General features: G+C 41.5%; 8 protein-coding genes. 6 read left to right on the top strand and 2 right to left on the bottom strand.

Annotated features, from left to right (window positions below; genetic code table 11):
- Positions 1 to 7 precede the first annotated feature (7 nt).
- From IPF37_01730 to IPF37_01710, 5 genes are all read left to right on the top strand, one after another.
- Positions 8 to 3445, top strand: coding sequence for a hypothetical protein (locus IPF37_01730; GenBank protein QQR49545.1), 3438 nt, complete (start codon positions 8 to 10; stop codon positions 3443 to 3445).
- A gap of 21 nt (positions 3446 to 3466) precedes the next feature.
- Positions 3467 to 4738 carry a hypothetical protein gene (locus IPF37_01725; protein ID QQR49544.1) on the top strand — a complete coding sequence of 424 codons (1272 nt, stop codon included), beginning with the start codon at positions 3467 to 3469 and terminating at the stop codon, positions 4736 to 4738.
- Entirely contained in the window at positions 4735 to 6624 is a 1890-nt protein-coding gene (locus IPF37_01720) for a PBP1A family penicillin-binding protein (GenBank protein QQR49543.1), read from the top strand. The genes IPF37_01725 and IPF37_01720 overlap by 4 nt, the downstream gene beginning before the upstream one ends.
- A 119-nt stretch (positions 6625 to 6743) precedes the next feature.
- A complete protein-coding gene (locus tag IPF37_01715) occupies positions 6744 to 8138 on the top strand; it encodes a hypothetical protein (protein QQR49542.1) in 1395 nt (464 codons plus the stop codon).
- A 108-nt stretch (positions 8139 to 8246) separates the two neighbouring features.
- Positions 8247 to 11270, top strand: coding sequence for a hypothetical protein (locus IPF37_01710; GenBank protein QQR49541.1), 3024 nt, complete (start codon positions 8247 to 8249; stop codon positions 11268 to 11270).
- Between the two features lie 75 nt (positions 11271 to 11345).
- On the opposite strand, the gene IPF37_01705 is transcribed toward IPF37_01710, so the two are convergent.
- Both IPF37_01705 and alaS read right to left on the bottom strand, forming a co-directional pair.
- On the bottom strand, positions 11346 to 11993 hold the full coding sequence (locus IPF37_01705; protein ID QQR49838.1) for a hypothetical protein: 648 nt from the start codon (positions 11991 to 11993) through the stop codon (positions 11346 to 11348).
- Positions 11920 to 13956: an alanine--tRNA ligase gene (alaS, locus tag IPF37_01700; GenBank protein ID QQR49540.1), complete on the bottom strand. Its 2037-nt coding sequence runs from the start codon at positions 13954 to 13956 to the stop codon at positions 11920 to 11922. Before alaS ends, IPF37_01705 begins: the two co-directional genes overlap by 74 nt.
- Before the next feature lie 201 nt (positions 13957 to 14157).
- Between alaS and IPF37_01695 the strand changes: the two genes are divergently transcribed.
- Positions 14158 to 15231 (top strand): ankyrin repeat domain-containing protein, encoded by a 1074-nt coding sequence (locus IPF37_01695; protein ID QQR49539.1) that lies wholly within the window; start codon positions 14158 to 14160, stop codon positions 15229 to 15231.
- Positions 15232 to 15313: the final 82 nt, after the last annotated feature.

The following is a 15313-nucleotide window of genomic DNA, read 5'->3' as shown; positions in this document are numbered from 1 at the left end:
GAGCATAATGAAAAAGATATTTTTTTTAGTAGTTCTTGGCATTTACCCCTTTGTTGGTGCGATTATAAAAAGTGTGCCAGTTGTTTCAAACGTTCCAAGCGTTTATTTTGATAAAACGGCTTATGCGGTAGTTGATGACCAGCCGATGCTTTTTCTTGGTTCTGCTACCGAGTTAACGACCACCAATCCTGCCATAATGCCCAATGAAACGAATTTTACGCTTGCGCGGTTAGTATTAGAAAATAATAATGAAACCGAGCAAGTTGCGGTAGTTCAATCATTGACGCCTGCCAAAGTGACGTTAAATGGTGTAGCGAATCAAGATAATCAGTTGCTAACAAAAAAAGTTAAGCATCTTGGCTTGTATAAAAATTCGTATCCCATTGTGGTGCCCGAAACACCAGCTACAAATGCGTCACCAACCAGTAACCAATTTTTTGTTGTTACTGATGTGGCTGCTGGTACTAAAATGTTGAGTACGAAAGAGAATGCGCTTATCAAAGATGCGGCAAATCAAGATGTGACAACGGCATTGGCAAATGTTGCTGGCGGCAATGATTTTGTTTTTGTTGCCGTGCCAGATTCAACAGCAAGTAGCTTTGGTGCTGCTGCTGGTGTTAATCGTGGCGTTGCCATACTCAAAGAAGTTTCAGAAAAGCAGGAGGCGGCAACCGTTTCATCGTTTCAGCAACTCAATGCGCTTGATATTGCAACAACAACAGAAGTGCCTGCTGCAAAAATTTTTGTTGATGCCGTCGACCAGCTTATTGCTTTTACTCAAGGTAGTGGTACAACATCAATTACATCTGCCGTGATTGGTAATGATGTTGCGATGTGCTGGGACGAGACGCTGCAACGTTTGTATGTTGGCTTTTCTGGTGTTGAGCGTGATGATGCTACCAAAGAAGGTGGCGTTATGGATATTATCATGGGCTTTGTTGATACGACCGCCAATATTGGCAAAGGCAATACGTTTTTGCTGAGTCCATTTATTTACAACCCAACGAAAGCTCATTTTTATGACGATCAAAACATTGGCCATGATTATGATGTGGCGGTGTATAATGTTATGGAGCAGATGGATAAGGCAAGTGCTGTTGCGGGGCAATCAGGTGCCAACGCTGCAAGCGTAGTAAATGCCGTAACGCCGGTTCCTTTTGGCGCATTTCTAGTAAACAATGTTGATGGTGGGCCGCTACTAAATATGGATGGCGTGCCAGTGACGTACGCAACGTTGAAGGCTAATAAATTTTTACAAACGTATACTTCGTTAACGGCGGTGCTAGTGGCAGCTCAAAAAGCAGCAAATGGTGGTGGCAGTGCTGCGTCTGTCCGCGATGCGGTAAATGTTGAGGTAATGAACCAAATTATTGCGGTACAATCGGCTTCTAATGCTGCGATAGCAAGCGAAAGGGTTAATACGATTGAAGTGCCGTTTGGATTTTATTTTGATGGTACAACCAATCGTAAATCAAGTCGTGGTGTGCGTACAGCACAAAATAGTGGCGATGCTGACATTACGCTTTCTGCGCCGATTCTTAAAACTATGCAAACAAGTACTGGTAGGCCGTACCTAATTTTTAATGGCGTTACCAGTCAATCGCCTGTTGCGGTTGGTGGGGTGTTGTTTGGTGGGGGGCTTGAAGATCGTGTGTATGCTATTCCATTGATTGGTGAGATGGTAAATGAAGAGCCAGCCTCTAAAGGTTCCGTTGCAAAAGTGACGACGCAGGGCGTAACTGCTTATCCGTACAATGTACCGACAAGCATCAGTGAAATGCCGCTCAAATCGCATTCTGCTGTTGCGGTTGGTGGTAGCGATCCTTTATCCGGTGCTGATATCCAAGATATTTTTGTGCAGGGTGATTCGGTGTTTATGGCGCTAGCCGGTTTTGATAATGGTAACGTCGGCATATTCAAATCAACGGCTATTTTAAATGAACAAGGTTTTATTGTTGATTGGACGCCAGCAGGGCGCGTTATGGGTTCGGTGCAAAAAGCATATGGCGCGGGGCTTGATACAACAACCGGAAATTTTTATTTTTTGGGCACACAAAACGACGCTGATCCACTCAAGCAAATGATTCCCAATGCTGGTCAAATTACCACGTGGGGCCTGGGTGATGCTTCGCTTCATGGCGGCACACAAGATGGTTTATTGAGTACGCAATTGAGTGCATTGTTTTCTGCAAATACGGGCGGCGTGCATCAAGTTTTAAATTTTGATGAAAACACACCAAGTTTTTATCGTGGTCGTTTTTCAATGATGGTGGCGGTGGGTTCGCGTCAACTTGCACTTATTGAAACAGGTGCGGTTTTGGCTGGGGAGTTTGTACCAACAGCTAACTTTGCTGGTACGATTTATGTGGAAACTGATCCTTTGCTGACGGCGATTGCGCCCTTGCGTTGTGTTGCCATAACGCAGCAATTTAATCGGTTGAGTACTGATACAACACAACCAGACGGTAATCCTGCGACTGGCCAGTCGCTTATGTTTGTGGGTGGTTTTGGTGGTGTGGTAAAAGGAACGGCCACCGATGCTGCAAATGAAAAGAAAGGATTGCTGGATGTTTCTGAAATTACGTGGTCAAACAGTAATCTGACCGATATCAAAGACCCCGTGATAAAAATAGAGGCCTTGCCTGACCAGATTTATGTTGACGCTACTGGCGCTCGCAGGGTGCGCAACGGTGCGCTGTATGTGCTTACTAATAAAAAATTGTATCGTCGCGCGCTTAATGGTGCTGCCAATGGAAGTCTTGCTGTTGAAAGCGGCAACGACTTGGTGGTAGCGCGTGATAGTAATAACAATGATGTTGTTTTTGTTGCAACGCCGCAGGGCCTTTTAGGGTCGGTAAATACTCTTGGCGGGTCGCTTACCGAGTTGCGTGCTGTTTCTGGTGGTGGTAATGAAACGTTGCAACTTGATTATTTGTCGGGTAATCGCAACGGTGTGCCGCAGCTGCCGGGAAATCTGTACGCGCTTATGCGTGGACAGCGTGTTTTAGATCCCCTTGAAGTTGCTGAAAACGAAGCAAATGATATTGTGCCGTCGCGAGATATTGTTACGCAGGTGTATCGTTTTGCGGTAATCGAAGATTCTGTAGGGACTATTAACATTCAGATTATCGACAAACGCGGTGCTGATGCGACTCAACAAGTTGCAGGCCCGCTGGTGCAATATGATCAGTATCGTAGTAGTTTTGCAACTGATGGTGCGCTTCTTTTTAACACCAATCCAAAAGATCAGACTTCAAATGATTTTGTGCGCGTTACCTCAATTTCAACCACAACAACGCAAGACAGCGTTTCAAATGATAATTCAATTACCGCAGCGCTTAATGTTGATCTTGATAAAAATTATAACGTCGGTACTATCGTGCGTGATAGTGCCTCTGGTGCGTGGTATGTGCCCGGCGATTGGGGAGTGCGCGTTAACGAATAAAAAAACGAGAGAAAAAACAACATGTCGATACAAAAAATAATCGTGTGTATGTTGATGTTGACCGGTTTTGCATTACATACATCGTTGCATTCGTTTTCGGTTGAAATGTCGTGGGTGAAGCTTAATCTGCAGGGCGATGAAGATGAGGCTATCTGGTGTGCTGCGCTTTCAGCCTCGCCAGATAATAATACGATTTTTGCCATGGGAACTGATACTGGTCAAGTGCTCTTTTTTGACGCAGAAACGGGAACTCGATGTCCGTATGAAATAACGATGCCGTCCAGGAATTGTCGTGCTGAGAAACTTAAATTCTCTCCAGATGGACGCTATTTAGTCTGTCTTTTCGGTTCTTTTGATGATGACGTCTCTACGGTGCTTTGTCAGTATAATGATAAGACCAAGGCGTATGAAATTGTATACTTTTTTAAGAGTGATTTTTTGGGCTTACCAAGTGTCGATTTTTCTTCTGATAGTCGCACTATTGGGTTGGCTTATCAAAGTGGGCATGTTTTTGTATGGGATCTTCAAGCGGCAAGCCACATACAACAGCACGGTAGTTTTACCAGGAATGATCTCAAAGATTTGATTGACAAGCAATGTGCATTTTCTACGTACGTTCCCAAGGGCGTGCGTCATTTTTCTTTTAAAAAATCTTTTTCAGACTTGTGCTTTGTTGTCGGATCGCAAACCTCTGCTCATAGTCCAACAATGATGCTACGGTTTTTTGAGGGGCCACGATTTGCACCGAACGAAACTAACATGGGACCTGTTTCTTCTCTTGCGCCATACTTTATATTACGCAATAGCAAGGCGAGCTTTCTGACCGATTTGCTGTATGACTCACTGGACTCTCGTAGTGACAGAGAGTTTATTCGTCATCTTCTCAACCCTTGCAGAAGGTGCTTTTATTATATGGATTTTTTTGATGAGCCAAACTTGATCATGATGGCATTTCGCGGTGATGATGGGAAAAGAGGTTATCGTTCAGAGCTTGTCATTGCGTCTCGAGCTAATCCCAAGAATGCCTGTACGATATCGTTGCCAGCGGGAGTCGCCTTTTCTGGGATTTCATGTTGGCATTTTGTTACTCTTAACGGTGGTGTGAAAAAATTGACTTTCTTGAGATCTCAAAGGAACTTTGAATTGATAACGCTCACGTTTAAGCCAACAAACTTTTTTTCAATGGTGCAGCAGCGGCAGAGAACGGGTGTGATGCCGCGTTATCATTATTCGATGACGGATGATTATCAACTGTTGCTTGATGGGTCGGCAGTGCCGAGCAACGATCTATGATTTTTCGAATAATTTTTGTAACTTTTTTTCTATCGGCAAGTTTATTTTTTGGTGTTGGCTTATTTTTTCTTGAAAATAATTGGGTCGATTGTACTGCCCTAGAGCGTCAAGAAAAAGTGTGTCCGTCAGTTGTTTTGGATGACCACGGTAATGAGTTGGCGCGCTTTGAACTAGATCGGCGCGAGCTTGTTTCGTTCAATCAAATTCCAGCGGTGGTGGTGAACGCGTTTGTGGCTGCTGAAGACCACCAATTTTTCAATCATTGCGGTTTTTCAATCAAAGGCATTGTGCGCTCAGCGCTGGTGAATGTGTATCACGGTCGCGTGGTTCAAGGTGCCAGTACCATCACGCAGCAAGTAGCGCGCTTGTTATATCTTTCGCATGAGCGAACCTGGCTACGAAAAATTAAAGAATTGTTTGTTGCCTTGCAGCTTGAGCGGCAATTGAGTAAACAGCAAATTTTAGAATTATATTTAAATAATATGTATTTTGGGCGCGGCATTTATGGTGTTCAAGCAGCGTGTAAACGTTTTTGGAATAAGGCAGTTGAGCAGGTTGATACTGATGAAGCGGCTATGTTGGCAGCTGTTGCAAAGTCAGCGCGTTTTTATTCCCCGCTCAATGCTCCGTTGACCGCGCGCAAGCGGCGCAATGTCGTGCTGCGCAGCATGTACAACCTTGGCTTTATTGAAAAGCAAGATTGTGAGGTGGCACGAGAAAAACCATTGGTGGTTGAAGATTATATTCCCGGCAATCCAATGCGTTTGTATATTCAAGAATGGATTCGTGCGTGGGCTGAAAATAAATGGGGTAAGGAAGTTTTATATTCAAAAGGCTTACGTATTAAAACGACGATTAATACCGACATGCAGCAAGCGGCAGAAAATGCGTTTGCACCAAAAATAAAAAAAATGCGTGACGAAATGGGCGAAATATTAAATGGTGGTATGCTGTGCATGCACGCTCAAACGGGTGGTATTAAAGCACTCATTGGCGGGTATGATTTTAAAAAATCACAATTCAACCGTGCTTTTCAAGCGTATCGACAACTTGGTTCTTCATTCAAACCAATTTTATATTCGTTGGCAATGACGTCTGGCTTTGAGATGGATAATGTTTTTATTGATGAACCGATTGAGCTTGTTTCTGATCAAGGAAAAAAATGGCAACCGCGCAATTGGAATCGTAAATATGAAGGTTCTATGACGCTGGTGCGTGCACTTTCGCTTTCAAACAATATTATCGCCATTAAATTGTTGATGCAGATTGGTGCGCCTAAAGTTGCCGCATGGGCGCAGCGTTTTGGGATTACGCGCGATCTGACGCCATACCCATCGTTGGCGCTTGGAACCGCGCACGGTTCGGTTGAAGAAAATGTGGCTGCTTTTAATGTGTTTGCCAACAATGGTGTTTATGTAAAGCCGCATCTGATTGAATGGGTTAAAGATGAGTGGGGTCGTAAAATGTGGGAGCATGAACCAATTCAGCATCGTGTGCTGGATACCAAAACAAATTCAAAAATGGTTAAAGCGCTGACGTACCGTTTGGTTTTTGCTAAACCGATGTATGAAAAAAAAGGGTGGTTGCAGAGCGAAGCGATCGGTAAAACTGGTTCAACCAACGAGGCCATGTCAACGTGGTTTGTCGGTTCAACGCCAGAATATACCATGGCGGTGTATGTGGGCCGTGATGACAATAAGCCGATGGGTCGGTATGTGTACGCAAGCTCTACCGCTTTTCCAATTTGGCTTAACTTTGCAAAACAAGTGCCCTGCACCAAGAAAAATTTTTATTACGATCCCGATCTCACACCGGTTGCTATCAATTGGTTATCAGGCAAAAAAACGACACTTGATGATCCTGCGGTGGTCACTATTTTGCAATAAAATAAGCAGTTATTCTTTATATTTGTTTCTCAAGAAAGCGTGTGCTATAATCTGGGCCGAGCTAGCAAATAATGCTTTATAAATCTATATTGTTGCATTTTTTACATCAAAGAAAAACTATGAATAAACTGCTTAAGCTTTGGCTTGTAATGATTCTTTCCAGCGCCTCTTTTTTTTTAGATGCTAAAAGTGTTTCGGTACCGTTTGTTGATATTCAACAATCATTTTTTATGCAAGCGTTTCCGATGCTTGACCGCGCTGAGCAAGAAGAATGGCTTACTATTTTTGTGCATGGGACGTATGGGTCGGCGTTAAGTTTGATCAGTTTTTTTCGTTTATTAAATGACAATACTAAACATTCTTGGTATCGCTCGCTGCAAAAACAATTGCGTGCAAGTGAGTCGCTATATTCTGGGCGATTTATGGGACAGCGTGGTTTGTGTAAAGTTGATTGCTCAATCAACTTGGCAGATAATAAATCAATTGTGGTGCCTATTGTCAGCGCGTATCGCGCTTTTGCGCAGCATGTTAACCCGGCAATAAATGAAACATTTTTTACGTTTGGTTGGAATGGGTTGTTAAGTCAAGCAGAGCGCCGTCTTGAAGCGGTGCGGTTTTATAACGAACTCAGTAACTTACTAAAAACATATCATGATCGGGGCGTTAAACCAAAAGTGCGTCTTATTGCGCATAGCCACGGCGGTAATGTTTGTGCCAATTTGGCCGGTATTTATACCATTTTGCACAAGAAAAAAGCAAGCGTTGATCATGATTTGCTCAAAGACTATCTTGAACTTTTCGATAATTTAGAAACGATAAAAAAAGATAAAAAGCATAAAGAGTTGTACACGCGTCCAACTAATAAAAAACTGCATGTTGATGAGTTAATTATTTATGGTACGCCAATTCAAGATGAGACCGAGCCGTTTTTCTTTTCGCCATTTTTTGGCAAAGTGTTTAATCTTTATTCTGACAACGATAGCATTCAAGCGGCCGATTTTGTTTCAACGCGTGGGCGTAGAAGTCGGCAGTGTATGCGAGCACCGTTTTTGGAAAGTTCACAAAATAGGATTATGCAGGCGCGCATTATGGTTGAGCGCGATGTTAATGCCGAGCCTGTTTTTTCTACCAAAAATTTCAATATCTGGGCAGCGTTACGTGGTGGCAGTCTTTTTTCTGCTTACCCGTACGATCCAACGCATGCAGACTTTTGGTATGCAGATTGGGAAAAGCGCGAAACGTTTTTCGATCCATTGCCGATTGTTGTTTTTACGCCGCTGGTGCTGCAAGCGCTGCACAAGTGTGAGCAGGCGTGCGATGTATCATTGAATATTTCAAATATCAAAGACCAGGTGTTCTTTTCATGCTTTGATGGCGTGCATAAAAAAGCGGTGGCTGATTATGCTTTTTCTTTCAATACCATGAAAAATATTCGAGATCATTTTAGAGCTGCCAAAAGCGATTGGGCAGAGTTGCGGTTTCAGTTAGAGTTGGCTTTTCAAAAGGTTACCTGATAGCGCTGTTAAAATCGGGTTGTAATCAAATTCTTGCTTTCAATCAGCATGATTTCTTATGCTACTTCCCAAGATTCTTCGGTTCAGAAATTTTTGGAGAGGATTTGTATGAAGCTATTGCGACGTGCGTATGTTCTGTTGGCCGTTCTTTTCTGTCTTGTTTCTCAAGTTGCGCTGCATGCGACTGGCCTTTCACCGCGAGCTTTCAAAAATGTTAATCAGTGTTTTAAACCAGGCTATGAGTACTATTCGCCCATTTTTGGGTCGACTGCATTGTCGTGCGGCATCATTGAAAATCTGCGTTTTTATAATGTTGAGGCGGCGCATGATGCTGATGGCAAACGGGTTTATATTAAAGATAAGGTGCCGGCAAATGATCCAGTGCTAGAAATTATTAAAATTTTGTTTCCATCGCCGGCTGGGCAACTGACGACTGAAACAGGATATTCTGCTAATTTTGGAAAATATTGTACGGTAGCCCATGTTGCTGCTTTGCTCAATTTTTCTTATGCCGTTCGAAAATGGCTAGAAACGAATGAAAATCTACCATCAGAAATTGATAATATTTTGTCGATAACAAATCAGAAAGTGGTGGTTGCAGACGCATTTCCAAAGAATAAGTTTTTGAAAAAAAACTCAGAAACTCCGTTGTATGACCTTTTACTGAATATTGCCAAAGTTATCAAAGCAGAAGTTTCTCTTAAAGTCAGTAATGGTTCTGTTTTTTATCCTTATTATTTTGTTGAGCAAATAATTACTGCATTTTTTTGTCATAAGTTTGCTGACCAAAATGATATAAAAGCGTTGCTCAGTGGGTTGAACGAAAATATTGTTGATAAAAGTAAGATCGATCAAATTAATGGCTTGCTTGAAAAAGAAGATATTATGCCAGCTCTTGAACGGATTGATCAAGGCAGTTTGGATGACTTGTGGATTATTGCAAATCGAGATGTTTTTACTAGAGCTATACCGTACAAAAATGGCACAACCCCTATTTCAAATGGTAATGCGCAAATGTATCAAAGAAGCACTAATACATTCAGTAATACAACCTTTGCTGATTGTGTTGAAACTACCGTGCGGCATATTATCAATTTTATGTTTTATAATCGAGAATTGATGATGTTTAATATGGCATCACTTGATGCGCATATGAATGGTAAAAATGCTGCATATATTCCCAATCTCCAAGCATTTTACGCTGTTCAACCGCCAGATAAAGCTAACGCGGGGAGCCAGATTATCAGAAGTACTTGGAACAAGGTTGTTGCTGATCTTGGGCATGACGTTGTGTATTGTCAAAAATTTGTTGCTGCTGATGCAGAAAATAATAATGAGCTTGATACGGGCATGCTCAATTTTGTACGTGTTTTTAAAACTATTTTTAGTCTTGAGGCAGCGGCTGAGCCAGTCTTGGTTGCGGGACAGGAAGAAGCATTTAAAGAAAGTGTTCAAACATTGGTAACCGATTGTTTGCAAAAGTTTTGTACAGTTCTCAATGCTGAGCATTCTTGTGATGTTGATTATGCTGATGTTTCTATTGATTCATTAAGAAATGATCTTCTGGGAAATATTGAGGTTGTCGTAAATAGTGGGCCTGAGCAGCTTTTCGGTTTTACTGTTAGAGTTTTGGTTGGGCACATCGATATTCAGAATTTACAAATTTCGCAAAAAGATTCTATTGGGTTGAAAGATGAGGATATTCAAAAAGCAAGAACCACACTTTTGGCTGATCAAGAAAAAACAATAAATCCATCGATGCTTCTGCTCGATGCGGCTTTAACAAAAGATCTTTCAGCAATAAGCGTTATCTATCAATTATTTAATGAAAGTATTAGCGATACAAACTCAATAGTTAAGGCTTTAAATAATGTTCATGATATGTTTGAAAAAAAGGCTATTTCTGTAGATCGGGCTGTTTTAATTCTTAAAAATCTTTTGCATTCTTTTCTGTGGGAAGATAAGGCAAGTGTGCAACAAATTATGACTACGCTTATAAAATTAAAAGAAGAATCGTTTTTTGAAGAAACGATTAAGGCTGAGGTTAAGAGTTTAGTTTTAAAAAATGACAATGATTTTGTTTTGTTGCTGTTTTTTCAACATGTATCAACATTATTTCTGGATCAGGAAAGTACTATTAAAGTACTTGATCTCTCAATGTGTCCTCAGCTCAAAAGAATTAACGCATTTGAGGATAAGCAACTTGAATCTATAAAATGTTCTGCAATAATGGAATTTCTTGAAGAGGTGGATCTGAGCTTTGCAAAAATAAAAAGTATTGAGTTTATGAAATGTCCTCAATTAAAAAAAATCCATTTAATGCGTACTGAGAATCTTGAATTTGTAAAGTTTTCTGAGATAATGGAAAGGCTTGTGGAGCTTAATCTTATGTCTTCAGGAATAAAAAAAATTGATCTTTCAAGGTGTCCTCAATTAGATTTTATCAATTTTCGTGACGCTCAAAAACTTGAGGTGATAAAATTTAGCGATAGAATGGATAGTCTTCAAAAAATCGATATGTCTAGGACGAGAATAACAGCTATTGAGTTCCCATTATGTCCTCAGTTAAAAACTGTTAACTTACGTTTGAATCAAAGACTTGAGTCGATAAAATTTAGCGACAAGATGGATAGTCTTCAAGAAATCGAGATGTTTGCGACGGGAATAAAAACTATTGAGTTCTCATTATGTCCTAAGCTTAAAAAAATAGATTTAGCCCATACTGACAAGCTTGAAGTGGTAAAATTTAATGAGACTATGGAGAGTCTAGAAGAGATTATACTTGAGGGTTCGAGAGTAAACACTATTAAGTTGTCAGCATGTCCTGTACTTACTAAGATAAATTTAAAAAATACTAGGAATCTTGAATCAATAACATTTAGTGGTGTTCTGGAGAATTTAAAAGAAATTAGTTTTGATTTGTCTGCGCCTCTCAAAGAAATTTCTTTACCGGCATGCCCAATTATGCAGAATATTAATTTTTCTTTAGATATGGCATTCATAGAGTTTACGGGGCCTATGCCCCAACTTAAAAGGATAAATTTTTTCAGATCATTGAAAAAAATTAAGGGCCTTAAGTTTTGTCCTGAGCTTGACAAGCAAGGCATACCAGTAGAAAAAATAATCGATTAAAGATTTTGTGAGCAAAGAAGAAGAAAGCCCCGCATTCAAAACGCGGGGCTTTCTTCTTCTTGAAACTAATACTAATTATTGCTGTTCAAGCCAGTTGCTGACTTGTTGTTTTAATTCTTTTGGCACATCGGTACCGCCACCTTGCAAGAAGGTTTCATTACCGCCGCCTTTGAGATTAAACGTTGTTTGCAAAAATGCTGCAAACTTTTTAAGATCAACTGCAGCTGGGCTTTCTTTGCTGACAAACCCAAAGAAGGTAAAGCGGCCAGGAGCTTTTGAAAGCAACAAGTAAAAGCCTGGTTTTTCTTTACTTAAGTCTTGGCAGATATTTTTCATATCGTCAGCTGATGCATCGTCCAATTCAAGGTACAAAAATGGTACGTTGCCAACAAGTTCAATATCTTTCTGCCAGTTTGGTACAAACGCTTTGTACATTTGCTTTTTGAGCTGTTTGATCTGCGTTTGTGCTGCTTGCAACGTTGCTTGTTGTTTTTGAACGGCATCATAAACCTGCTCTTGTTTAACTTTAAACAATTCGCTTAAGCTTTTGATAACGTCAAAATTTTCTTGAAACGTTTCAAGTGCGACAGGGCCGGTCACGGCAACAATACGGCGAGTGCCGGTTGCCAGTGCGGTATCGCTCACAATTTTAAAGCAGCCGATAATGCCGGTTGAGCTTGCGTGTACCGCCGCACAACTCAGCAGAAAAGCCAGGAATTTCAACAATACGCACTTTTTCTGGATTGTATTTTTCACCAAAAAATGAAATCACGCCTCTGCTTTGTGCATCTTTGAGCGACGTCCACATAATGTTTGTTTTGATATCAGCTTGGATTTTTTCATTCACGATATCTTCAACTTGCTTGATTTCAAGTTTGGTCATCGCTTGATGATGCGCATAGTCAAAACGCAAATATTGGTCGTTAACGACAGAGCCTGCTTGTTTAACGTGCCCACCCAAAACAGTTTGCAAAGCTGCTTGCAACATGTGCGTAGCGGTGTGGTTTTTGACCGTTCTTTGACGAACAGCTGCTTCAACAATTGAATGCGCTTTGTCACCAACGTTGATTTGTTTTGCTGGCTCGCCGTCAATCGTAGTTGCAGGAATTTTAACTAAAATGGCGGGGTTGAATGTTTCGCCACTTTTTTTAAGATCGACAACTTTAAATGTTTGCTTGTTGATGATGATGCGGCCGTGGTCGTTAACTTGACCGCCGCATTCAACGTAAAATGGTGATTCTTGTGTGCTCAACCAGATATGATCGTCGGCTGCGCTGACAAATTGGATGGTACTTTCATTTTCAAGAACTTCGTACCCAACAAATTTTGTTGGCATGTTTTCAAGCGAGATGGTTTCAGAACCTGCTGATTTCATTTTTTTGCCAGAAAGTTCTTTTTGTTTGGCCATCTCTTTTTCAAAGTTTTCAAAGTCGACGGTAAAGCCATCTTCTTGGCAGATCAGCATCGTGAGCTCTGGCGGAAAGCCGTAGGTATCGTACAATTTAAAAGCTTGGTCGCCTGAAATTACCTTAACGCCTTCTTGTTTGTTGAGCTCAATATATCTTTGCAAAATGCCTTGGCCGTTGATTAAGTTTTGTGCGAAACGTTCAATTTCGCTGTCCAGAGCTGCGCAAATGAGCTTTTCATTTTTTTTCAATTCTGGATAAATGTCGCTCATGCTGGCAATAAAGTCGAGCGCCAAATTGGAGAATAATTTTTTATCATCAGAAATTTTTTGAGCAAACAGTGCTGCACGACGGATAATTTTACGCAACACATAACCACGGCCTTCGTTGGATGGCGCGCAACCGTCGGCAATTAAAAGCGATGATGAGCGAATGTGGTCGGCAATCACGTGAAAGTTGGCACGCATTTTTTCTGAACTGTTTTTGTATGAAACACCGGTTCTCTTTTCAATGCTGGCGGTTAATGTTGCAAATTGATCGGTTTCAAAAACACTGTTCACGCCTTGTGTTACCATGCACAAACGTTCAAGGCCCATGCCGGTATCAACGCCGGTTTGCGCAAGTTCTTGAAAGCTGCCATCTTCTTGGCGGTTGTATTGCATAAATACCAGATTCCAAATTTCAATGAAGCGTGCGCAATCGCAGCTTGGTCGGCAGTCGGCAGAGCCACAGCCTTCGTTAGCACCGCGATCTAAATAAATTTCGGTGCAGGGGCCGCATGGTCCGGTATCGCCCATTGCCCAAAAGTTGTCTTTCATGCCAAGTTTGACCAAATGATCTGCTGGAATATTAAGTTCTTGATGCCAAATGTTGTATGATTCGTCATCTTTTTCATAAACAGAAACATAAAGATCTTTTTTAGGTAGTTTCATTTCAACGGTTAAAAACTCCCACGCAAACGTCATGGCATCTTTTTTAAAATAGTCGCCAAATGAAAAGTTACCCATCATTTCAAAAAACGTGAGATGGCGTGTGGTAAAACCAACTTGATCAAGGTCGTTGTGTTTACCACCGGCGCGTACGCATTTTTGGATACTTGTTGCACGTTTGTAGGAGCGTTTTTCTTTGCCTAAAAAAACATCTTTAAACTGATTCATGCCCGCATTAGTAAAAAGGAGCGTAGGATCTTCGGCCGGAATGAGGGAGGAACTTGCAACGACTGTGTGCTTGTGTTTTTGAAAAAAGTCGAAAAACTTTTTGCGAATTTGAGAGGAATTCATATTCTATGCCTCATTCGTTAAGTTAAAAATCTAACCGTTCTTAATGCGAGATTAGGCTTATTTTAGCACCTTTTTATGAACGAGTAAATGTAGCAGCTTGGCCTGCTGCCATACTTGTGCATCTTTGCAAGAAGTCTTGCGTATTGTTTTTCAAAAAAAGTATAATCAGCTCAGTAATAATCTAATTCGGGGGGAATGAAGATGAAAAATAAGATGATACTACTTGGCAGTAGTTTTGCTATGTTATTGGGATTTGGGGCTTCGTTTTTTGCTGCTTACAACATTTTTAATCGAAATGGTACCGGCGGGGCCTTGCTCGTCGCTAACGATAGTGTTTCGCGTTGGAGTCTTTTACATAAAGCAATTTATGCTAAAAATAGTTCTATGTTGGCATCACTACTGAAAAAAGGGGCTGATGTCCATGAAGCTGATGCTCATGGGCGTACTCCGTTGCATTATGCTGCTTCGTTGGGTTTTACGGCAGGGGTTGATGTTTTGTGTGCGTATGGAGCTTGTGCAGATCAACAAGATTGCAAAGGCTATACGCCGTTGCATTGTGCTGCAGGCAAAGGCCGTGGGGCCTGGGTGGAGCAGATGCAGTACGCCGCTATCATGGACCGTTTATGTAAACAATCTTCAATAGAAATCGCTGATTTAAAAGGGCGTACGCCTTTGCATTATGCCGCCATGCATGGGCAGGATCTTTTGGTTGCGCATTTATTGGCTCATGGTGCACGGGCTGATTTTTTGGATATGTTTGGCCGTGCACCCTTGCACTATGCTGCGGGGGCTGTAGTTGGGTATTATGCGATTCCTCATGACTATGATAAAGTTGTTGATTTATTACTCAAGGCGGGTGGGTCGGCAAATAGCAAAGATAAAGATGGTAAAACACCATTGCATTACGCCGCGGCATCGGGCGCTTTGTGTGTGGTTGATGCTTTGATTAAGCAAGGTGCTTCTTTGAGTCATTGTGATATTGATGGTGCAACACCGTTGCATTATGCTGCGGGGAAAGATACATTGCGTTTTAAACCGCGTCGCTACTGGTCGCATGTGCGTTATCGAGCGCAAATGCGAGCTTATGGTCGGCAGTACGAGCGCTCATTGCGCCAGCATACTGCTATTGTTGCGCATTTATGCTCGTTAGGTGCTTCTGGGCAGGTGGCAGACAAGTATGGCAAGACGCCGCTTGATTATGCCCGCTCAAGTAGCCACGATCGCTTATTTTGTGCGCTTGAAAATTCAAATAGAAAACATTGCCAGCCGTTCTAGGCGTTTCGTTATCATAGCGTATTAAAAAGCCCATTCTAGCCTCAAAAACGCTCATTTTGGGGCCTTTTACAGCCCTCTTAAA

The sequence above is a fragment of the bacterium genome (genome assembly GCA_016699045.1).
Lineage (GTDB): Bacteria > Babelota > Babeliae > Babelales > RVW-14 > AaIE-18.
The sequence above is the reverse complement of the archived record's forward strand: the minus strand, read 5'-3'. Positions and strand labels throughout refer to the sequence as shown.